The sequence below is a fragment of the Streptomyces sp. NBC_01216 genome, assembly GCF_035994945.1.
GTDB lineage: Bacteria > Actinomycetota > Actinomycetes > Streptomycetales > Streptomycetaceae > Streptomyces.
Window position 1 is genome coordinate 751940 of sequence record NZ_CP108677.1, and the last position, 21010, is coordinate 772949.

Genomic DNA, 21010 nt, shown 5'->3' on the forward strand with positions numbered 1-21010 from the left:
CACGAGGGACTTCGACAATGGACAGGGTTCGAGTATTTCCCGCACGGGCCATGGCTCCTCAGATACAGGCCGACGCTCGATGGGTCGCCATCAACGCCGCAACCCGCCAGGCGTACGTCCTCTCCGGCAAGGATCGGGAGTGCGCACTGCTCTCCTGGATCGCCCAAGGCGAGGGACGCGAGGCGAATCGAGAATTCGAAGCGGCCGCGACAGCCCTTGGCATATCCGGCTCCTGGGCGACTCCGGAGCCGCCCGACTTCCTGGCCCACTACCGCCGCCTCAACCTCGACTACCCCTTCCTGGACTACAGCGTCGAGGCGAGCCACGAAGCCGACCAGGCACTCATGGACGGCTATGCGGTGCACGGAGCACCGCCACCGGTCACGACACAACGCCCCGGTTCGAGCACCGTGTTGCCCGAGGCGTCGCTCCCGGACGGTCCTGCAGGTCTTCCGAGCGCTGACCTTCTAGCCGCCTGGCTGGCCTCGGCCGGCCGGATCACCGGCCGCCGCCAGGGCCGACACGGCCCCATCGTCCTCAAGACAAGTCCCTCCGGCGGCGCCCGGCACCCGACGGATCTCGGCGTGATCGTCGGTGACGGGTGGCCAGCGCCGCTGCGCGGCTCCTGGTGGTACGACGGCGACCACCATGCGCTCGTCCGCGCGGAGGCCGGGTTGCCTCTGACGGCGTCCCTCCCACCGTTCGGTGTGGCGTTCGTGCTGTCCAGCCACGTCGAGCGGGCCATGTGGCGGTACCGGGACGTGCGGGCCTTCCGTCCGGTGCTCATCGACGCCGGCCACGTTCTGGAAACGCTGGACCTGGCGCTGCACTCCACCGGCTGGTCCACCGCCTGGCTTCCGATGCCGGCGTTCACCGGCCCCGACCCCGTTCTTGGGCTTCTCCTCGCCACTCCAGAACCAGCCTTCGTGGAAGGTGAGTTCATACCGTCTCCGAGGTCCGGACCTTCAGTATCGAGCGCCGAGTACCGCACCAACCCGCTCCTGTCCCTCGTCCCCCGGGTGAACGGCCTCTACGCCCGGGTCCACTCCGAAACGCAGGGCCTGACGGCGCTCACGCCCGAAGCCGTCACCGCCCTCGCCTACGCCAACCCCAGTACGCGCGGTGACCGGCCTTCCGGGATGACCGAGATCTGCGAGAGCAGCGGCGTATCCCTGGCAGAGGTGGAGAAGCTGATCTCGGCTCGGGCACTTCTCCCTGCCGAGGAAGCACTGGCGCTGTGGGAGCAGGTACGACCCTGGATCGAGTCCAGCTGGTTCCCGTCGTTGCTGGTTCACGCCGAGGCAGCCGGCGAAGCTCGCCTGAAGAAACACCGGACGACCACCACGGCCGACGCGAAGCCGCCGCTGCCATGGTCCCAGCTGCCTGCTGCCCTTGCCGCGCGTCGCACCCACCGCTCCTTCTCCGAGCGTCCGCTGTCCAGCGGAGCAGTGGACACTCTGCTCGAGATCCTGACGACCGTACGGAGCGAAGTCCGGCTGAGCCTGCTGCACCCGAACCATGTCCTGGGCGCAGGCACATACAAGCTCGGCGTCGAGGGCTGGATCCGGGTCGGGCCGGCACCAACCCCCGAGGCTATTCAACGCGCCGCCATCGGCCAGACCTGGACCGCCGGCATATCGGCGGTCGCGTGGCTCGTGCCTCGCCCGGCGGAGCCTGGCGCCGTGCCATGGCAGACCGCGCTCATCCAGTGCGGACGCGACGCACAGCGCATCGCCCTGGGCCTGGCCACCGATCCGTCATGCGGGGTCTTTCAGAGCCCTGCCCTGGTCGAGCATCTGCTGGAGCCGCTGACGGGACTCGGCACGGCCCACGACGGTGCGTACCTGGTGGGCGTGGGAACCATCCGGAGCGGCGGAGCGGGTGGAGGTGACACAGGTGATCACTGATTCTGCGTCGTGGGTTGCCCTCGAACGACCAGACGGTACGTGGGACGTTGTCGAGAACGCGACGAGCACCATCTACCAGGTCAGCAGCGCCCTCGGCACCCGGCTCTGGCAGCAGGACGAACTGTGGCCGGTTCCGCTGCACCAGGCCCTCGACACAGCCTCCGGCCAGGCCTCTTCCAGCGATACGGAGGAGGCGTCGTTCGTCGACCTTGCCCTCGCAGGGGCGATCGTCCGCTACCACGCTGCCGACCCCGCTGTGCTGAACCAGCTCCGGACCGGTCTCGCGGCCGCAGTACCTGACCGCCGGCGGACGGCAGACGTCCTCGTACGGCTCGGCTCCGAGGCTCGGGCCGACATGCTGCACCGCTCGTTCGCCGGTGACCGGCCCGGTGTCGATTACCGCATGCCCTGCGACCCCCAGTGGCATGCTCTGACGGGCGACCTGCCCGCCCTGCCCCCGCTCGCCACTCCCCCGTACGGCGAGCGGTTCATCGCACTGCACGCTGCACTGCTCGTGCTGCCCTCCGGCCAGGGCCTCCTCGTCTGCGGCAACCAGAAGGCCGGCAAGACGACCGCCGCGCTCTGGGCCCGGGAGGCCGGGCTCGCCTCCATCGCCACCGACGAGGTCGTGCTGTTGGACTCGCTGACCGGCGTGGTCTTCGGCGTACCGCTCGCGGTTGCCGTGCGGTCCGGCGACCAGCGGACTGCGATGCCACTGCCACCGGGATCGACCACGTACCTCGGCGCCGCCCTGCCCGCTGCCGTGGTGATCCTCGTCCCGGCGGAACCGCTGAGCCTGTCGGGCTCCGTCGAGACGGCCGATAGCGAGGAGGAGGCGATGTCCTGGCTGGCGGAGCATCTCCGTGACGGGGGAGCAAGCCCGGCGGCCATGCATGGGAGTAGCCGTGGGCTGGTCTCCGGGATCCCGGTACACCGCCTCGGCGTATCCCCGTGGCCCGGACTCGTCGCCGACTTCGAGTCCGGCCTGTCCTGCGTGCTCAAGACCATGGAGCGTTGCCCATGACATCACACTCCGTACATCGACTGGACGAAGTCGACCGACTGGCCATCCGCGAGGGCCGCCTGCCCGATGACCTTGTATCCCTCATCGACACAGCCAACAGCGCTGCCGTCGAGCGTGCCGCCGCACGCCTTCGGCCTCTTCTCGGAGACACCGTGGTGACGGTGCTCGAACGGCATTGCGAGGCCCCCGCCCTCGGAAGCGCTGGCAATGACTTCGGGCGGCTGCCCGGCCGTACGGAGTTCGAACGCTGGCTCACGGCGGAGCCGCGCCTGGTAGCCGGACCCGGCACGGGAGCCAACGCGGACATGGAGCTCCGTGATGCCGACGGGAAGCTCCCCGGCGAACGATTCGGCAACCGACTGGAGCCCGACTCCGACACCTTTCAGATGGACATTCACCGGGTGCGGCGCGTGCTGAACGAAGGGGTCACACTCGGGATTCGGCAGTTCGACCGCTGGTCGCCGACCCTGGCATCGCTGATGGACGACATCGTCGCCGTGTCCGGAGCCGATGTGTTCACCAAGCTGTTCATCTCTGCCGGCACTACCAGCGTCACCGGCTGGCACTCGGACCGCCAGGACGTCATCGCCCTGATGCTCTGGGGCAGCAAACGCTTCCAGCTGGGCGGCTGGGACACCCCCGAAGGAGGTCCGGCTTCCAGCATCGTCCTCGATGAGCTGCTCAAGCCCGGGGACTGCCTGCTCTTCCCTGAGGGCCACCCCCACCAGGCAGTCCCGCTCGGCGACGACAGCGGGCTCCTCTCGATCGCCCTCCTCCGCCGTCACAACTGGATCTCCCGGGACCAGGTGCCCACCCATCTCGGCGTTTCCGAGTTTCCGCCGAGCGAGGTCACCTACCGCCGGCTACTCCGCTCAAGGCTGCCGCTCGCCGCGGAGTCGCCGTACCTCGCCGACAGCACGCAACTCCGCACGCGGATACCGGGAGGCGTCGAGCTTCTCGGCTCCACCCCCGACGGGCAAGTCGCGTTCGCCGCGGCGGGCGGCGTCTTCGCCGCGAGCCCGGACACCACGGCCCTGCTCGCCTCTGTGCACGCATCGTTCCCGGTCACACTGGGCGAGGTGCCCCTGTCCGGGGACCCCGAGGCAGCGGCCCAGCAGACTCGCTCCCTCGTCGAGATGGGGCTGGTGATCACCACCCCGTAGCTTCAAACGCACAGCCTGCGGCTCCCCGTTCGAGTACCGCGCGGGGCGGACTGCCGTCACTTCATTCCCAGTAGTCCACGAGCATCTCGGCCGGCCAGCTCGGCTCCCGTACCTCCCCACGCGGTCCCATCTCGCGGAAGTAGGGCGCGACATCGAAGATGGGTGTGCCGTCAATCGCGTCGAGGTCTACGACGTGAAGGTCCAGACCCTCGACCTTCACGAGTCGCGGGAAGGACTGCGCGAGCTGGTTCGGTCGACGGTGGTTGCGGTGGACGAAGGTTCCGGTGGGCGGCCAGTCCGGGTTGTTACGGGGGCTTCGCGCGTGGAGGGCGACGTCGGTCGGGGATGCCTTGTGGAAGTGCCACACCACCACGAGATGCGAGAACTCCTCCAGGCCCTTGACCACGTCCGCCGGGAAGTCGGGGTTCAGCCGAATGATCGCGGGACCACCCCAGTGATCGTCCGTGGGCTCGGTCCGGCCTCCGACGACAATGCCGATCGGTTCGATTTCCAGCGACTGTGCCATGCGCTTCCCCTCGTGCCTCGTCGTGACCCGGTCAATGTACTTGGACGAGGTATGCGGCGGCCCGGGCGTCCAGGCTGGCAACGGCCGGAATGCCTCGGCGTCGGTACGGGGAGAGCAGGCGTCGCATGTCGACTACGGCCTGGCGGGCCCGTCCCGAGTAGATCCCTTCCTCCATGGCGTCAAGGACTGTGCTCCATGTGGCGCATGCCTCCTCGACGTGCCCGTCGGCGACCTGCACGGAGCCGAGGTATCCCAGTGTCACGGCATGCGTTCGGCGGAATGCCGAACCCCTGGTCCGTACGCTCCGCTTGAACTGGTGAATCGCGCCCTGCCTGTCACCGGAGTCACGCAGTGTGCATGCAGTTTCATGGGCGAGGGACGCTTCCGCGAAGAAGAACGTCCTGTTCGGCTCCGGGATGTCCTCACTGGCTGTGGAGAGATCATCCTCCGCGCGAAGAAGTGCCTTAGCTGCGGCTTGTCGCTGCCCTGTGGCTGCGAGACCCCGGGCGTGGACCACGCCGAGCAGAGCGCGCTCTCGTGGCGTAGCGCTCGTGTAACGCTGGCCTTGGATCGATGCGGTCGAGAGCCGCAGACCTTCGTTGATGAAGCCCAGATCGATGGCCTGGTGGGCCATCGCCCGCAGAATGTGGCCAGTGAGCGGGGCGTCGTCCGCACGGGCTGCGAGCTTGATGCCGAGGTGGAAGTAGTTCTGCGCGAGGGCGTGCTCCCCATTGTCGAAGGCCATCCAGCCGGACAGGTACGACAGTTCGCCTGCCGCGGCAAGCATGCCGCGGCGGATCTCATCGTTGGGGAAGGCCGCATGTAGGAAGCCACGTACGTCCGAGTGGAGGTACTGGACCAGCGCTTGGCGTCCGTGGCCGCCACCGCGGCTCTGGTCCATGCGGGAGAAGGCTGCCGTCATCTCCCTCACGGCCGCTACGTCTGAGCGCCCGGCTCTTCGCGTTCCCGCCGCTGATTCTGCCGGGGCCGCCGCGGCCATCTCCTCCCACCACGACTCCCCCGGCAGGGCGAGGCCGGCGATCGAGTACACCGCGCCGGTTAGCAGCTTGCGCCGCTCGACGTCCAAATCGCTTCTCCCCAGGTCGGTGAGGGTCAGTATCGGGTCGACGGTCCAGTCCAGCGCCCCTTGCCCCGATGGCGAAGCGGCTGCAAAGCCAAGTTCGTCTGGCGTGATGACTCGCCCTAAGTGCGTTGTGGCAAACCGGATCTTGTTCGAGTGGCAGCGGGTGATCATCTGGACGGAGGTTCGGGTGCGGTCGCGGGCATGAGAGAACGGGCCCCTTGGTAGTGACGCGGTTACGACACCAGCACGACCAAGGAAGCCCGTTGCCTGATCAGTTGAGCAGTATCTCTGTGCATGCGTCCACCGCGGTCACCCTTGGGTGTGACTGCTACGTGCACCGGTTCGGTTCGATCGCTCCGGGACGGCGGGCAGGCTGCTACCCCAGTGACATGACGGATGCGGAGTGGGCCGAGGTCCGCGCCGCGATGCCGGTGCCGGCGTGGCTCCTCAAGCTGGGCGGGCGTCCGGAGGCGTTTTGCCACCGCGAGATGCTTGACGCGGTGCGCTACCTCGTCGACAACGGCGTGAAGTGGACGGCTCTGCCGGTCGATTTCCCGTACTGGCGGGCGGTCTACGACTTCTTCCGCCGCTGGCGGGCCTACGACTACGCGCGTGAGCTGTACGAACGCCTGCGACGTTCGGCGAGGGAACGTTCAGGCCGCAACGCCGAGCCCAGCGCGGGAGTCATCGACAGTCAGTCGGTGGACGCCTCCGAGACCGTCGGCGAGGACAGTCGCGGATACGACGGCGGCAAGTCACGTGATGGGCGCAAGCGTCACATCCTGACCGATACCGAGGGTCTGCTCCTGGAGGTGACCGTGACCACGGCCGATGTCCACGACTCCAAGGCCGCCCCCGCCCTGCTGGAGACGTTCATGGACCACCCGGGTCGGCTGCTGAAACTGGTGTGGGTCGACAGCGCCTACCAGGGCTCGGCCCTGGCCAAGGCGTTCGCCCGTCACGGAGTCCGGATCGAGGTCGTGCGCCGATCCGACGGACACCGCGGATTTGTCGTACTGGCCCGCAGATGGGTCGTGGAACGAACGCTGAGCTGGCTCTCCCGCTCACGCCGCCTCAACCGCGACCACGAACGCCGCCCCGATCACCACCAGCAGATGGTGTGGTGGGCAGCCACGATCAGGCTGTCGCGCCAGGTGGCCGGCGATGCCCCGCGCTGGCCGGAGAAGCGTCCCGGCCGACGGCCCCGGGCACAGGCATGAACCGTCCATTCTTCTCCCGCACCAGCCAGCCCCGCTTCTCCAGCGCGTAGGCACGGTGACGGATCTTCTCCACCTCGTTCTTGATCTCCGCCTCACGGCCCACCACGCGCGTCAACTCCACCCCGCTCACCGGCCCCGAAGCGGCCACCACCGCGGCGAACACCTCCCGATACAGGCCGCTGAGCACCTCCTCGCCCATGCCCGACCGCCACACCGGCGGCCGCTCGCCATGCACCGCGTCGGAGCCGCTCGAACCCATCACGGCAGCCGCCTCACCACCAGACGCCACGGAAGCCGGCGTATTCACCGCACTCTCCTCGGCCAGCACCGACACGAGCTCCTCACGCCCCACACGGGCCCGCTCGACTCGCTCTCGCGCAGCATCCACCTCCGCCTGAGCCTGCTCCAGGACCTCCGTCCAGGACTCCAGCTCCTGCCTCGCCCGCGCCTCACGCCGTTCCATCAACCCCAGCACCGACGGCATCGCGCCCTCCTCGATCCACAACAAGCCGTCCGCTGCCTGCCCCTACCCCTCCGCGAACATGCCCCGCACACGAAGAAACCCCTGCTCATCGAACAGAGACTCCCTTTGCCACAACGCACTAAGCGACGCGTCAGCGCCTGGCTCAAGATTACGGGCGACGCACCCGACGCTTCCGTCCCACCGACCCACATGCTGATGTGGGAACGGCCGATCGCCCTGTAACCGACGAGGTTGTTCTCCTGCGCAACGCGATTGAACGCACTGGCCGCTTGCGCCCGCGACCAGCCAGCTTCCTCCAGGATGGCGGCGAGCCGTTCATTCCGCTTGTGAGTCACGAGGCACTCCAGCGAGCAAGACGATCTTTGATCACTTTGATCGGGTCATCCGCGGGGGTGTGCCCGCTGACCCACCAACACGGTAGGGCCCAATGAACCCTCCTCCACCAGCAATTGGCACGATTCGACCCTCCAGGGCCACCCTCAGAAACGATCTTTGACCACTTTGACCACGCAGGACAGGTTGACGGCGTACCGGATCAGCTCCCCAAGAGGTTTCCTCGATGTCACCGCGACAGGACCGACTCGTCGAAGGAGATGCCCATGCGCCAGACCGCACTCAGCGTGCTCCACACCGAGACGGTCCGCCTTCACGATCAGACGGACCCCGAAGTCGATCAGGTGACTCTGACCTTTCATCGTCATTGCGACCCCCGTCACACCGCGGCCGACGTCAGTCAAGCCGACGCCCGCCTCGTCGGAGAGATCCGAAGCGTCGTTCACGGGTGGCTGGCTCACCGCGGGCTCCTCCCCCTTATCGATTCGGCGTGCCTCTTGACCAGCGAGGTCGTTACCAATGCGCTGGTCCACGGAGGCGGAAGCAGCCTCAGGTTTGCCATGGAGCGCCAGCTGGCGACTGTCGGCATCAGGGTTGCTGACGGGTCCCCAGGGAGGCCTCGGGTTCGGAAGCCGGCAACCGACGAGGAGTGCGGCAGGGGCATGCTGATCGTCGAAGCCCTCGCGGACGAGTGGGGCGTCAGCGAGGACGGCACGGAGACCTGGTTCACGCTCAGTTCGCCCGCGGCCGACGGATAGCCCCGGGTCATCTCTCGCGGGGCCCAGCGCGACAGGGTCAACTCCCCTCCACGCGGCCGTGATATCACCGCCGCGATATGCGCGAACAGCACCTGTAACTCAGACTCTGAAGATCCCCGACGTCCAGTCGGTAGCGGGGCACCGATTACGACAACTCACAGGCGAATCAGCCGATATGTCGGCATCGCCACGAACTAATCCCAGAGAGGCACGGGAGATGACGATCATCAAGCGGAATGCCAGGGCCATCCTGTTGGACGGCGACGACCTCGTGCTGATCAAGCGCACCAAGCCGGGCCGGGACCCGTACTGGGTGACGGTGGGCGGCGGTGTCGAGGCCGAGGACGCGAGCATCGAGGACGCGCTGCACCGCGAGGTGTTCGAGGAGCTCGGGGGCAAGCTGAGCAAGGCAGAGCTCGTGCACCTGATCACCGACTCGCTGGATGGCGGCCTGGGTGTCCAGCACATCTTCGCCGCGCGCTTGGAGCAGATGGACCTCGCTGCACGCACGGGCACCGAGTTCGACAAGCCCGAGCGGGGCGACTACGAGGTCGTCCGCGTGCCGTTCACGGCGGAGGCGGTCCGGCAGCTCAATCTGATGCCGCCCGAGCTGGCCGACTTCACGACCGGCAACGTCGAGGCGATCAAGGCCGTGCTCGACACGCAGATCCGCGCGTCCTGACCACCGCCATGTTCATCAGCCTCAACGGCCCGGACAACGTCGGCAAGACCACGCACCTACGACGGCTCGCCACTCGCTTCTCCAACATCCAGCTGCTCGGCTCAGTTCACGAGCACAATGCTGCCGCCTGGGAACGCGTTGCCGGCGAGGATTACGCCGCATGGTGGTTCGAGCGGTCCACCACCGCCGAGCTGACGGGGCTGCTCCTCGACAGCTACGACAAGCGGTCGGCCGCGCTCGAACCCGGCCGCTTCGGCCTCCTCGACCGCGGGATGCCGATGCTGATCGCCGTCAGCGCGGCGACGGCCTCGGTCAAGGAAGCCTCCTCCCCAGCTGAGGCACTCGGCGCGGTGGAGCGGATCGCGGCCTCCCGCACCCCGACCCGGGAGATGTCCGTCCTCCTTCTCCCATCACTCGACGCCGACCGCAGTTACGAGATCACCAGCGCGCGTGAGGGCCGGCCCTGGACCGGTGTCTATCCGACGTACCAGCGGGCGCTGCACGGGGTCTTACTCCACCAGGTGGAGCGGGGGGCGTACGCCGGGGTCGTCGACTGCGAGGGCAAGTCCATCGAGCAGGTCCAAGCCGAGGTGATGTCCATCGCGGGCCCGGTCCTGTCCCCTTCCACGTACGCGGAGGACTCCAGATGACAACGCACGTACCTTCTCTCGCCCTTCCACCGGGCCTGATGCTGGCCGCGGCAGCGCTTCCGCCCAAGGACCAGCAGCGGCTGGATGACACCCTCACTCGCTTGCACGCGACCAACTCCCATCTGTGGCTCGCCGAGGACCGCGTGCGCGGCGGACTGAGCGAATCCCAGGTCGCCGACTGCAAGCGCGAGATCGACCAGCTCAACGCCGAACGCAACAACCTGGCCGAGCGGGCGGACGAGGTGCTGGCCGCCTTGGCCGGCCCTCCTCTGCTCGGCGCCGTTCGCCACACCGAGACGCTCTCCTCCGCGTTGGACCGCCTCTCCGTGCTCACCCTGCGCATCTGGCACAGCGAGGAAGCCGCGACGTTCGACTCGGCCGTGGCTCAGCGAATACCCCTGCTACATAAGCAGCGTGCGGCTCTGTCGGACGCGCTGGACAGCCTTGCCGCCGACGTGGCCGCGGGAACCCGCCTGCTGCCGACCCCCGCGCGCTTCAAGCTGTATGGCGGCAATGCTCAGACGGACGAGACCGTCACTCCCAGCCGACACCTTCAGCGGGTGATCGCGTTCGGCGGGCTGAGTGAGTCCGGTAAGAGCACGGGCGCCGACTACGTACGCCAGCTCGCCGGCGCCCAGCGCTTCAAGATCGGATACCTGCTCCGACAGGCCGCGCACCACCATGGGCTCGCCGACCCGTACCGGCTCTCGGCCCGTCGGCAGGCGGAGCTGCTCCTGGAGGAACTGAACCGCTTCGCCGAAGCGCACGTCGAGGCACGGCTGTTCACGATCGAGTCGGTGCACGACAACGAGTCGATCGCGGAACTGAAGGCCCTGCTCGGCGATCGCCTCCAGGTGGTTTACCTCTCCGCCCCGTTCGATGTTCGTGTGGCCCGGTCCGGGACGCCTCCGCACGCCGTGGCCGCGAAGGACGCGGTGAAGATCCAACGAGGCGCGGACAAGGTCGAGGCCATGGCCGACCATGTCATCGACAACTCCGGCAGCGTGGTCGACCTGCGGGCGCGATTGCGGAGGATCGCCGAGACTTCCCAGCTCATGGCGCGGGTACAGGTCGGAGACGTTTCCGCGCTCGGACTGCCGACCGCAGTAGCGGAGGCCACCGCCGCCTTCGCGAGGGCCATGCGTTCGGCCGGAGCCCCGGTCCGGCTCGCCGCGCTGACGGGAAGCCCGAGCACGGGTCCGTGGGTCGCCGGCTGGTCGGACATCGACCTCTTCGTAATTTCCGAACATCAGGGCTCCGAGCAGGTGTCCGTGGCGCTGAAGACCTACCAGGCGGCACTGGATGGTCTGGCCACCGTCGGCCTCACCCTGGTGACCCCGGACGAGCTGACCGCTCGTCGGCTCACCCCACGACTCGCGTTCGTACTCCACCAGATTCAGGACGGACAGCCGGTCCTCCACGCGGCGCCCGGACTTGAGCTGCCCGTGATCACACGCCGCGACCTGGTCCTGGCCGGTGCACAGGACCTCCCCCAGGTCATCCTCACGATGCGCCGACTCCGCGCGGGGGCCACAGCCGGCGACCTCCGTCCGCTGTACCGGCATCTCGTGCTCACCGTCCGACTGCTTCTGCGTGAGCAGGGCGTGTGGGCCAGCGGCCCCGACGAGATCCTCACCGCCGCCGCACAGCTGCCCGGCCTCCCGCCGCTCGCGGTGCCCACCCTGGCCAGCGTCGTCGACGAATGGCTGCATCGTGGCACGGACGGCGCCCTGCAGGCCGTCAGTGCCGCCGTTGATCACCTGCTGGCCTGGTACGCCGTCCAGGTATCCGCCGCCTGAGAGCCAGCGTCTCTCTTCCTTCAACGACCCATTCAAGGAGCTTCGCCATGCCCGAAACCGCCACGTTGCCGTTCTCCGCACGGATCGTCGAGCGCCTGTCCATCGGCCCCCAGAGCCGCCGCGAGCGCATCATCCACTCGTTGGACGGTGTCGAGGCCGCGGTCTCGCCGTCCGAGCTGGCAGGTGTGGGCAAGGAGCTGTGGTCCCTGGTCTGGGAGGAGGTCGGTACCGAGCTCGACTCGCTCGACTTCCTGCTTGGCCTGGATGCCGGCGGCATCCTGCCCACGGTCACGCTCGCCAGCGCCGCGGCGCTCCCCTACAAGATCGCGTGGAAGCTCCACCTTCCGCTTGCCGGAGCCGTCCACTTCAGCGAGCCCCACGCGATGCGCACCGATGTGTACGCCTACGGCATTGCCGAGGGCCAGCGGATGCTGCTGGTCGACGACGAGGTCACCACCGGACACACGCTGGCCAACCTCGCCCAGAGCCTGCGGGAGGCCGGCGCCGCTCCCGTGGCCGCCGCCTGTCTGGTGGAGGACACGACGCGGGGCGCGCGCGAGCTGCTGGCCACTCACGGCGTCCCTCTGATCTCGCTGACCACGATAGGGACGTCTCGTTGACCGCCGACGATTCCGGCGGAATCCGTTTCATCGACGGCCGCGAGTCCGCCACCCGCCAGGTCGTGCACAGCACCCCACTGGGATACAGCCGGGAGCTCCTGCAGGTGGGTGAAGCCCTTCCGATTCCTGGCGTCGCGGAGCTGGTCGACCGGCTGGACGCCCAGACATCGGTGACCGTGGCACTCAATGGCAGCCTGGGCGACTCGCTGCTGGCGCTGTCCGCCGTCCGGGCGGTGTTGGAGTGGCTGAGGCTGAGACACCCCTCCCGCACCATCCCCGTGGCAGTTGAGGGCCGGCATGCCGCTCTCATCCGGCGCGCTGTCCCGTCCGGTGCGGTGGAGCCTGCTCCCGGCTCCACCGTTCTCGTCGCGGACCGCCCCACCGTCGAGCAGCGCACCAGCGGCTTCGTCCCGATCCTGTGCGACCCGGCCGCGCCGCCCTGTTGGGCATCGAGCTGGCGAGTCCACGCGGACCTGCCCGCCCGCTACTACCTGGCCCTGGAGCGCCGACTCGGGGTACGGCTTCCCGCGGACCGCGACTTCGGCCCGCTCCTACTCGCCCCGGCACCCCCAGCCAACCCGACGGTCCGAGCCCTCCAAGCGGACAACTGGTTCACGGGGCCCGTGATCGCAGTGATCACCGCAACCAGCCGGCCCGAGCTCAAGGACTACACCGTCGCGCGGTACCTGCAGGTGGCCGAGTGGGTGGCCGAGCTCAGCGCCACGGAGGTCAAGCTCCTCGTCGTCGGGGGCCACGCCCCATCGCCCGAGATATCGAGGATCGACACCACAGGTCCGCGGGTCCGCGCTCTGCGTCTCGACGGCGTTCCCGCAATCGACCTCGCCGACGTGTTCCCGCTGTGTGACCTGGTGATCGGCAACGACACCGGCCTGACACATCTGGCTGCCCTCTCCCGGCGGCCGAACGGTGAAGGGCCCGCGGTCCTGGGCTTGTACGCCCGGCACAGCTACAGCAAGTGGACCACCGGCCTGGCCCACCACCATGCCGTGGCCACCGAATTCTCCGAGCGCATGCACCAGGGAGACCTGTGCCCCGTACGGGACGCCCTCAGCTCACTGTCCGGCAACGACCTGGCCACCATCACACCGGAGTACCTGGCAGGCCTCGCCGTCGACCTCCTGCGCCGAAACGACCACCCCGGCGGCACCAGGTGATCCGGATAGGGCGCCCGCGCCGCTTCACCCGCAACCTCGTTATCCCCGTCGACCTTGCCGGGCGACAGCTGCTGGTGAAGTACAACCGCAATCTGGAGGAGGCGCAGCAGGAACAGATCGGACACAGGCTCCTGCGTGCTCGGTACCGGGTGCCCACACTGCACGCCTCGGTGCGCGTGCCGGGCGGCTATCTGATGACGTACGAGTGCTGGGCCGGCGGCCGGAACCACGGACTGCTCGTCGACCTGCTCAGCGCCAACCAGGTCGGGAACGAGCTCACCCACTACCTGGACTCGCTCACCGACACCTACCGGGAAACCATTCTGGCAACAGCAGTGCTGACGGACCCAGTTCGCGTGGTCCGCAAGCTGTACTGGGACCGTGCCGCCTCCGGCGGACGCCTCGACACGTACTACGCCGAGACGGGCCCTTCCCTAACCGTGGCCGATATCGAGATCCCCTTCGACGACCTCGGCGAGTGGGCGCTGACCATCAACGGCCAGCAGGCCAAGCTGGACTGGCAGACCGCCCTCAAGGACCTCCGGGTGCACTTCGAGAACACCGGGCCGGTCTGGGCCGCGCTCACCCAGGGCGACCCGACGGACGTGAACCTCGCCGTACCGCTCGCCTGGTTCGACTACGACACCGCCGGGATGAACTGCGTACTCGGGGAATTCGCCAACTTCCTCACCTACGTCACGATCCTCGGCGGTTGGCTGGTCCCCACCTACAACCCGGCCGCCTTCGCCGATCACCCCTCGGCCATCGAGCACCGACCGGACAACACGCCGGTCATCACCGCCCAGGCCGTCGATGCCGCCCGCCGGTCCGCGCACATAACGTACGAGCGGCACCTGTCTGCCCCCCGTCGGGCCGCCGCTGCGGCGTACTGGCACCGGCTCGTCAAGCCCGTCGCCGCAAGGCTGTGGCCCGGCCAGGACCTGACAGCCCTCCTCCGTCCGTACGTGGCGATGCGGCTCATCGCCGTCTACAACCTCGGCGACCTGACGCCCAACGACAGGCTGCTCGTCATCATCCGGCTTGTCGAGGCGCTTTCCCCATCCTTCGATCCCACCGTGTACTTCCACATCGAGGAGGCCCCGTGTCTGCCCCACTGACCGGCAGAACCGCTCTGGTGACTGGTGCCACGGGCGGCATCGGCACCGCCGTCGTCCAGCAGCTCGCAGCCAACGGTGCGATCGTCGTCATTGCGCACCACAACGAGCCCAAGGCCGCGGCCGAGCTGGCCGTCGACATCGGCGCCGGCGGCGGACGGGCGTTCGCCCTCGAAGCCGACCTCCGCGACAAGACCGCGGTCGACGAGCTGTACGCACAGGCCACTGCACGCGTCGGCGCGATCGACATCCTCGTCAGCAACGCCGGCTCCTACCCCCGCACCGCCTGGGCCGAGACGACACCCACGGTGTGGAACGACATGCTCTCGATCAACCTCACCAGCCACTACCTACTCGCCCGAGCCGTCTCGCCAGCCATGGCCGCGCAGGGCCGGGGACGCATCATCACGATGGGGTCTGTCCTCGCCACCGTCGGCCGCCAGGAGCTGTCCGCCTACATCAGCGCGAAGGCCGGCGTGGAGGGCCTGACCCGGGCGCTGGCCCGCGAACTCGGCCCTTCCGGCATCACAGTGAACTGCGTCGCTCCGGGCTCGATACAGGTGCCTGCCGAGCAGACCGTGGTCGATGACCCCGAAGCCATGACCGTCAGGCAGCTCGCACGGCAGTGCATCAAGCGCCGCGGCGCACCCACCGATGTCGCCGCCGCGGTCTTCTTCCTCGCCGGCGAGGACGCCGGATTCATCACCGGCCAGACCATCCACGTGGACGGAGGCTGGGTCCTTGGCTGAGATCTGGCTCATGCGTCACGGCGCCTACGAAGGCCACCGCCCCGGACATCACGCCCCGAGGGACGTCCCCCTCTCCGAGGCCGGCCGCACTCAGGCCGCCATGACGACCCCGTTGCCCACCGGCGTGTCGGCCATCGTGACCAGTCCTCTTCCGAGGGCGGCGCAGACCGCTGAGATCGTCAGCCGTCTGACCGGCCTGCCCGTCATCGTGAGCAGCGACCTGCTGTCCGAGTGGCGTGCCCCGAGCGCGGTGATCGGCCGGACAGCCGACGACTACCCGCCCGCGTACGTCGACTGGCGTCGGCAGCGCGCGCAGAACCCGGCCGTCGCCTTCGAGGACGGCGAAAGCCTGGCCCAACTGCACGACCGGGCGTGCCGCGCCGCCGAACACGTTGCGGCACTGGCCCGCTCGTACGGCAGCGGACTGCTCGCGGTGTCCCACAAGCTGCTCCTCGGCGTCCTGTGCGCCCTGGATGACGGCCCCGTCGCATTCGAACATGCCGCCCGAGCCGACTGGGGCTTCGCGGAGATCCGACCCTTCCGCGACCCCGACGCCCCTCACTCCCCTTCGTTCCGGTCAGCCCGGCAGAGCTGACCAGCATACCGCACTCCACCCCCAGCGCTCCGACGTACGAGAGGACCGATCCCATGGCCGGACGCCCCGGCATCGCCACCCAACTTCTCACCCCCGCCCAGCTGCGCATCGCTGAAAGAGTCGCCCTGGGGATGTCCAGCGCCCAGGTTGCCGCCGAACTGGCGCTCTCCAAGGCCACGGTCGACGTCCAGATGTCCGACAGCAACGCGAAGACCGGTGTGACGACCCGAACCGCGCTCGTCCACGCTTGCTACGTCACCGGCCAGCTGGCCCGCCCCGAACTGATCACACCGGCACCGGTGGCGGACGAAGTCGAGCGGGAGATCCTCTGGGGGCTGGCCCTGGGCGCTGAGCTGGCGGAGACCGGTCGCCGGTGCCACTACTCCGCCGACGCCGTCGGCAAGAGGCTGCGCGCTCTGAGGAAGCAGTGGAACGCCTCAAACGATCCCCACCTCGTCACGCTGGGCTGGCAGTACGGCGTGCTTGACGACTCCCGTGGCTCGGCCGGCTTTGCCGCACGCTCCCCTATCCGCCGCTGACCCGCAGTTCCAGGGGTAATTGATCATCAGAGAGCGGCATGATGGTCGAATGAAGCGGTTTGCTGTTGGGGAGACCGTGGTCCGCCGCGATGTCTACCGCGGGAAAGTGTGGAGCGCGCATTCTCTGCACGCCGTATCGGATACGGACGAGGCCCTGGTGGCAGGTTGTCGTCCCGGGGCACACGGGCTGGGACCCACCAGCTGGGTCGAGTCGACGAAGAGCGGCGCCAAGGCGGTGCGAAGGCAAGCAGTTCCCGACCTGGCCGCCGGTCAGTGGGAACTGAGCTCGTGGCGGTGGCAGGAGACCGCGGTATTGCTCTGGAACCCTCCAGGAACGTATTTCAGCATCAACGCCTTCTACGACCCAGCGCTCGACCATCGGCTCCTGCGCTGGTACGTCAACTTCCAGCGCCCACTGCGACGAACCTCGATCGGATTCGACACGTTCGACCTCTTCCTCGACCTCATCGTCGATCCGGGCTTGTCGCGCTGGACCTGGAAAGACCACGATGAATATGCGCATGCCAGACGGCTGGGTGTGGTCAACGATGACGACCACCGAGCTGTCGACCAGGCGCGCGATCAGGTGCTCGCGATGGTGGCCGCCCGCGAAGGCCCGTTCCAGCCCGAAGCCGGCTGGGCAGGCTGGCGCTCGGATCCAGGTTGGCCTGAGGCGGAGCTTCCCCCAGACGTCCAGATGGTGGATCACACCTGATCTCCACCAGGCGCTACAGAGCGGGATCCAACGTCAATGTGTGCACGACCTCCCAAAGGTAGGCGCGTTGCTCTCTGCGTAGCTCCACGAGGTGCACTTCGGTGATCGGCACCGCGACCGGGTCCATGTCCCGAAGTGGCAGCAGCCTGTCGCGTACGGATACGGCGGGCAGTCTTCGATTGCAGTAGGCGATCCCGATATGGGGCCTGAACACCGCCGTGCGCTTCCGGGGCGGGATTCCCACTGCGGCGCCGGCGGAGGTGAGCGCAGCATGCAGTTCCAATACCGGCTTCCACGGAGCGACGGAGTATCGGAGCGCCCCTCGGGAGGCTGTCAACGGCACTGCCTGCAGGGTGAATGCACTTCGGATTGTCCGGCGGGCAATGGCGGCGAGGGTGGCCAACTCGCTGGCTGCAACCTCTCGGACAGGCCCTAATCGGGCCACGGTGAGGTGCAGGCCGTCGTGACCGATGTCGTCGAAGGCGAGGTGCCTCAGCGTTCGCTGGCAGTGCTGAGCGTGGGGGACCAAGGCGGAGTCGGCTGGGATCGCGATCAGCCAGTAGTAGGCACGCGTCGCGTCACTCCAACCCGGCCGGTCCCAGTGGTTGACCATTTCGTCCACGGCGTCGAAGGCGGCCCAATCATGAGCGGCGATCGCAGCGACCTCAGTAGTGCTAGGCGGCGGCGTGGGCGGAAACGCCGCCGGGTCCGACATCAAGTGCACGATCCACCCCAGTCCTCGGCACGCGGAACGTGGCAACGGCTCCGCGCCCTGCTCGTCGTCCATCTGGTGGCAGCCGAGCGCTCAAGGGCAGATGTATCGCGACGGTGCTCGATGGTTATGACCGCCCGCTCGTGGTCGTGAGCTCGGAGATGCCGTCCAGCACCCGTGAGACGTCTGAGAGCGAGTCGAGTACGAGGTCGGCACCGGCCTCAGCCAGTTCGGCGGCCGTGGTCTTTCCCGATGCGACACCGATGACGGGGGCACCGCCTTCGAGGCCCGTACGGACGTCCTCGAGGGAGTCGCCGATGATCACGGTGTTCGACCGGTTGAAGGCCCTGCCGTGCTTGGCCTCGGCTCGCGTCTGTGCGACCGCGACGAGCGCCGGCCTGTGGTGGTCGTCGGATGCGAATCCGCCGATCTCCGTATCGAGTAGACCGTCCAGCTCGAAGGCCGCCAGCTTGAGTAGGGCGTTCGGTTTGAGGTTTCCGGTCACGGCTGTCGGAATGAAGTTGGGGTGGTCGTGCACCGCACGGAGAGCAGCGATGGCTCCGGGCATCAGGACACCCTGTTCACGTAGATCCTGCGTGTGAGAGGCGAGCTGCTTCGGTAGGAGTTCCACCATGCGCGGCAGCAGTGCGGCGACATCGGCTTCCAGAACTCCGTTGTCGATGAGGAGCGATCGGATCGCCAGCGGCATCGTGACGCCGGTACCGCGGGCCGGCAGGTGCTCCGCTGGCCGACCGACAACTTCTGCGAAGGTCTCCCGGTAGACCTGCCGGTCGATGTCCCCGACATACAGCAGTGTGCGGTCGATGTCCCACAGCACGAGGACCTGCTGGGCCTGCGTCACGTTCAGCTCCTTGTACCGGTCACGAGAGCGGCGCGGTCGATCAAGTCCCGAGCGTACGGGCTTCGGCTGACCGGGGCGAGCTCGCCGAGCATGGCTTCGATGTGCTCGTTGAGCCGGGCCGACTGGAGCTGTTCGGCAAGGTCGAGCGCCTGGTGCGCCGTGGCACACCCCGCTTCGAGCTCGCCCTTTCTGAGATATGCAGACGCCGCACGGGAGAGGAACAGCGCGTTGGTGCGCTGGTCCGCAGGGTTCAGGGCCTTTCGTGCCTCGGTGAAGCTGACGGCGGCATGACGCGGATCGCCCAGGTCGAGATAGGCGCTGCCAGTCTGGCCGTGGATCTCGCCTTCGTTGATCCAGTACAGCCAGTGGGGGTCCAACTCGGAACGCCCTTGGGCACAGAGTTCGGCGGCCTCGCCGAGCGCGGCGAGTGCCGCCTTCCCTTCGCCGAGCTTGGCGTGCCCCCGTGCCTGCCGGGTCAGCAGCATGGCCTCCAGGGCGGGGGTGCCCAACGTTCTGATCTGCTCGCGGGCGGCTCGAGCTGCGGTGACCGCGCTGCGTGGCTGCCCGGTGGAGTAGCCGTGAATGGCCAGGTAGGAAAGGGCTCCAGCCCCAAGCCGGTCGTCGCCGGAGATCTTGGCCGCCCGTAGCGCCGCGAGCAGGTAGCTCTGCGCGTGATCATGTCGCCCCGAGTCGAAGGCGAACCAGCCGGTCTGCGTGGCGGTGTCGGCCACAATTCCGGCCAGCCGGCGACCGATGTCTTCGGTGTACGACGCCTTCTGCAGAAGGCGTTTGAGCAGCTCCAGGTGTGCGTCGCCCAGCTCGCTCAGGGTGCCGCTTCCGGCGCTCGCGTCCATGATGCGCAGGCGGTCGGTGGTCGCCTGCAGGTTGTCCAGCAGTTCCGGGGAGAGCTGGCTTCCGTCTGCGGCGCGTTGGAGGGGCTCGGCCTCGGCGGTGCCCCAGTGGTGGACGAAGGCGGTGAGCGCGATGCCGCTCACCGTGAGGAACTGCCGGCGGCCAATCACGTTGCCTCCCACCGCTTGGTCCAGTGCAGCCACCATACGGGCCGCGGTCCAAGGGAGGGTGGGGTCGAGGTCGCCTGCCGACTGGTCCGAAGACCGCGGAATCGACCTGCCCGCTGGCTGAGGGAGCGGGATCTGGAGGAGCTCGGCGGGGGCTCCGAGGCCTGCAACGAATTCGATGATCTTGTCGATGTTGGTGAGGCGTCGGCTGCCGGACTCCAGCATGGATAAGAACGCCTGGCTCAGTCCCGTGAGCTGGGCCATGTCCTCCTGGCGCAGCGAGCCTCGTTGTCTGATCAGGCGGCTGGCCTTGCCGAAGTCCAACGCCGCGAGGGCCTCCCGGACACCGGCGTCGTGCCACACCCGGTCCGGAACAGCAGGTAATGCTGGGGCGGCAGGAATGAGAGCTCGGGCACACGCCGCACAGAGCCCGTCCGGGTTGTACTGGCTGAGCCGGCAGCCGCACTGATCGCAGTGTCGCAGCGCGTGCTGGGCCACCTTTACCTCCCCACCGAGAACGCGCCAGGCGACTGAACAGCCCGTCGAAGTCCGAGATCACCCCAGTGATATCACTCGCGGAATGTGCGCGCCGGATGTTTCCCGGTCACCCTTGTGCCTCAATCAGCCGCTGCCAGGGCCGATTGCCACTTGTAGCACCAGCTCGTCCGATCCGCTGCACCGCTGACGCCCATTCGTCGGCATGCGGCCCGGGAGGGCGTCGGGAGCTCCTTGGCCAGGGTTTGGACAGGCGCATCGAGTCTCATCTGCCGTCGGGGAGGGGGTGCACATCGTGGCGGTCAACGTCTCCGCCGTCGTGCTGCTCGCGGTTCTCGTTGTCGTGTTCGTCAAGAAGGGCGGGTTGAAGGCTGGCCACGCTGTCGTGTGCACCCTCCTGGGGTTCTACCTGGCCAGTTCCTCGATGGCTCCCGCGATCTCCGAGGTCGCGGCGAACCTCGCACGCCTGATCAGCGGCATCAAGTTTTAGGGAGAAGCCGGTCCCCGACTGCTCCCTGCTGCGCAGCAGTCCCGTCCACCACCAACGTCGCTCTTCGCCAAGGAAGCATTCGATGACCGAGAAATGCATGGCTCTCCCCCGCGCCACGGGCGAGGGCATGAGGCTTCAGTCTTCCCGGCTGTCGGCTGCGAGCGGCGACCACCGTGGTCTCGAGGCGCGCTGATGCGCCCGGTGTACCACCCGGCCGGCACTGACGAGTCCCTCGGCATGGCCATGGTCGAGTTGCAGGCCGGTCGGTGGAGGCCGGCGCGCGACTTGCTGACC

At 68.0% G+C, this 21010-nt stretch carries 24 protein-coding genes; 16 read left to right on the forward strand and 8 right to left on the reverse strand.

The genetic code is table 11. The annotated features are described in order from the left end of the window. Positions 1-50: 50 nt before the first annotated feature. Together OG393_RS03265 and OG393_RS03270 are read left to right on the forward strand one after the other, a co-directional pair. Entirely contained in the window at positions 51-1907 is a 1857-nt protein-coding gene (locus OG393_RS03265; protein WP_327373025.1) for a hypothetical protein, read from the forward strand. Beyond that, the gene (locus OG393_RS03270) at positions 1897-2931 is read left to right on the forward strand and encodes a hypothetical protein (RefSeq protein WP_327373026.1); all 1035 of its coding nucleotides are present in this window, start codon (positions 1897-1899) and stop codon (positions 2929-2931) included. The genes OG393_RS03265 and OG393_RS03270 overlap by 11 nt, the downstream gene beginning before the upstream one ends. Before the next feature lie 2 nt (positions 2932-2933). Here OG393_RS03270 and OG393_RS03275 read toward each other — a convergent pair whose 3' ends face one another. Next, positions 2934-3107 (reverse strand): hypothetical protein, encoded by a 174-nt coding sequence (locus OG393_RS03275; RefSeq protein ID WP_327373027.1) that lies wholly within the window; start codon positions 3105-3107, stop codon positions 2934-2936. Between OG393_RS03275 and OG393_RS03280 the strand changes: the two genes are divergently transcribed. Continuing rightward, positions 3093-4094, forward strand: coding sequence for a JmjC domain-containing protein (locus tag OG393_RS03280; protein ID WP_327373028.1), 1002 nt, complete (start codon positions 3093-3095; stop codon positions 4092-4094). The two genes, OG393_RS03275 and OG393_RS03280, sit on opposite strands and share 15 nt — an antisense overlap. Before the next feature lie 61 nt (positions 4095-4155). On the opposite strand, the gene OG393_RS03285 is transcribed toward OG393_RS03280, so the two are convergent. After that, positions 4156-4620, reverse strand: a complete 465-nt coding sequence (locus tag OG393_RS03285; protein ID WP_327373029.1) for an SAM-dependent methyltransferase — start codon at positions 4618-4620, stop codon at positions 4156-4158. A 31-nt stretch (positions 4621-4651) separates the two neighbouring features. Further along, positions 4652-5875: a Tat pathway signal protein gene (locus OG393_RS03290; RefSeq protein ID WP_327373030.1), complete on the reverse strand. Its 1224-nt coding sequence runs from the start codon at positions 5873-5875 to the stop codon at positions 4652-4654. 218 nt (positions 5876-6093) lie between these two features. Between OG393_RS03290 and OG393_RS03295 the strand changes: the two genes are divergently transcribed. Beyond that, positions 6094-6924, forward strand: a complete 831-nt coding sequence (locus tag OG393_RS03295) for an IS5 family transposase (RefSeq protein WP_327372459.1) — start codon at positions 6094-6096, stop codon at positions 6922-6924. Here the strand turns inward: OG393_RS03295 and OG393_RS03300 are convergent. Both OG393_RS03300 and OG393_RS03305 read right to left on the reverse strand, forming a co-directional pair. Continuing rightward, entirely contained in the window at positions 6842-7408 is a 567-nt protein-coding gene (locus OG393_RS03300) for a hypothetical protein (protein ID WP_327373031.1), read from the reverse strand. The genes OG393_RS03295 and OG393_RS03300 overlap by 83 nt on opposite strands. A gap of 479 nt (positions 7409-7887) precedes the next feature. Beyond that, a complete protein-coding gene (locus OG393_RS03305) occupies positions 7888-8202 on the reverse strand; it encodes a hypothetical protein (protein WP_327378624.1) in 315 nt (104 codons plus the stop codon). On the opposite strand from OG393_RS03305, the gene OG393_RS03310 reads away from it, so the two are divergent. The 11 genes from OG393_RS03310 to OG393_RS03360 all read left to right on the forward strand — a co-directional run bounded on the left by OG393_RS03310 (position 8086) and on the right by OG393_RS03360 (position 17138). Then, the gene (locus OG393_RS03310) at positions 8086-8499 is read left to right on the forward strand and encodes an ATP-binding protein (protein WP_327378291.1); all 414 of its coding nucleotides are present in this window, start codon (positions 8086-8088) and stop codon (positions 8497-8499) included. The two genes, OG393_RS03305 and OG393_RS03310, sit on opposite strands and share 117 nt — an antisense overlap. 217 nt (positions 8500-8716) lie before the next feature. After that, the gene (locus tag OG393_RS03315; RefSeq protein WP_327373032.1) at positions 8717-9181 is read left to right on the forward strand and encodes an NUDIX hydrolase; all 465 of its coding nucleotides are present in this window, start codon (positions 8717-8719) and stop codon (positions 9179-9181) included. Positions 9182-9189: 8 nt separating this feature from the next. Then, complete coding sequence (locus OG393_RS03320) at positions 9190-9831, forward strand: hypothetical protein (protein ID WP_327373034.1); 642 nt, start codon at positions 9190-9192, stop codon at positions 9829-9831. After that, on the forward strand, positions 9828-11630 hold the full coding sequence (locus OG393_RS03325; protein ID WP_327373035.1) for a DUF4254 domain-containing protein: 1803 nt from the start codon (positions 9828-9830) through the stop codon (positions 11628-11630). The genes OG393_RS03320 and OG393_RS03325 overlap by 4 nt, the downstream gene beginning before the upstream one ends. Positions 11631-11677: 47 nt before the next feature. Continuing rightward, positions 11678-12250 carry a phosphoribosyltransferase gene (locus tag OG393_RS03330; protein WP_327373036.1) on the forward strand — a complete coding sequence of 191 codons (573 nt, stop codon included), beginning with the start codon at positions 11678-11680 and terminating at the stop codon, positions 12248-12250. Then, positions 12247-13425 (forward strand): glycosyltransferase family 9 protein, encoded by a 1179-nt coding sequence (locus OG393_RS03335; protein WP_327373037.1) that lies wholly within the window; start codon positions 12247-12249, stop codon positions 13423-13425. The genes OG393_RS03330 and OG393_RS03335 overlap by 4 nt, the downstream gene beginning before the upstream one ends. Next, positions 13422-14543, forward strand: coding sequence for a hypothetical protein (locus OG393_RS03340; protein WP_327373038.1), 1122 nt, complete (start codon positions 13422-13424; stop codon positions 14541-14543). Before OG393_RS03335 ends, OG393_RS03340 begins: the two co-directional genes overlap by 4 nt. Then, positions 14528-15289 (forward strand): SDR family NAD(P)-dependent oxidoreductase, encoded by a 762-nt coding sequence (locus OG393_RS03345; protein ID WP_327373039.1) that lies wholly within the window; start codon positions 14528-14530, stop codon positions 15287-15289. The genes OG393_RS03340 and OG393_RS03345 overlap by 16 nt, the downstream gene beginning before the upstream one ends. Further along, positions 15282-15884: a histidine phosphatase family protein gene (locus OG393_RS03350; RefSeq protein WP_327373040.1), complete on the forward strand. Its 603-nt coding sequence runs from the start codon at positions 15282-15284 to the stop codon at positions 15882-15884. Before OG393_RS03345 ends, OG393_RS03350 begins: the two co-directional genes overlap by 8 nt. Before the next feature lie 53 nt (positions 15885-15937). Continuing rightward, on the forward strand, positions 15938-16423 hold the full coding sequence (locus OG393_RS03355) for a response regulator transcription factor (RefSeq protein WP_327373041.1): 486 nt from the start codon (positions 15938-15940) through the stop codon (positions 16421-16423). 49 nt (positions 16424-16472) lie between these two features. Beyond that, a complete protein-coding gene (locus tag OG393_RS03360) occupies positions 16473-17138 on the forward strand; it encodes a DUF402 domain-containing protein (protein WP_327373042.1) in 666 nt (221 codons plus the stop codon). A 13-nt stretch (positions 17139-17151) separates the two neighbouring features. Here OG393_RS03360 and OG393_RS03365 read toward each other — a convergent pair whose 3' ends face one another. The 3 genes from OG393_RS03365 to OG393_RS03375 are packed head-to-tail and all read right to left on the reverse strand — an operon-like array spanning position 17152 to position 20229. After that, positions 17152-17925 (reverse strand): 2'-5' RNA ligase family protein, encoded by a 774-nt coding sequence (locus OG393_RS03365; RefSeq protein WP_327373043.1) that lies wholly within the window; start codon positions 17923-17925, stop codon positions 17152-17154. 52 nt (positions 17926-17977) lie between these two features. Continuing rightward, positions 17978-18712 carry an HAD family hydrolase gene (locus OG393_RS03370; protein ID WP_327373044.1) on the reverse strand — a complete coding sequence of 245 codons (735 nt, stop codon included), beginning with the start codon at positions 18710-18712 and terminating at the stop codon, positions 17978-17980. A 2-nt stretch (positions 18713-18714) separates the two neighbouring features. Further along, positions 18715-20229, reverse strand: a complete 1515-nt coding sequence (locus OG393_RS03375) for a helix-turn-helix transcriptional regulator (protein ID WP_327373045.1) — start codon at positions 20227-20229, stop codon at positions 18715-18717. Between the two features lie 292 nt (positions 20230-20521). On the opposite strand from OG393_RS03375, the gene OG393_RS03380 reads away from it, so the two are divergent. After that, positions 20522-20716 (forward strand): hypothetical protein, encoded by a 195-nt coding sequence (locus tag OG393_RS03380; protein ID WP_327373046.1) that lies wholly within the window; start codon positions 20522-20524, stop codon positions 20714-20716. Positions 20717-21010: the final 294 nt, after the last annotated feature.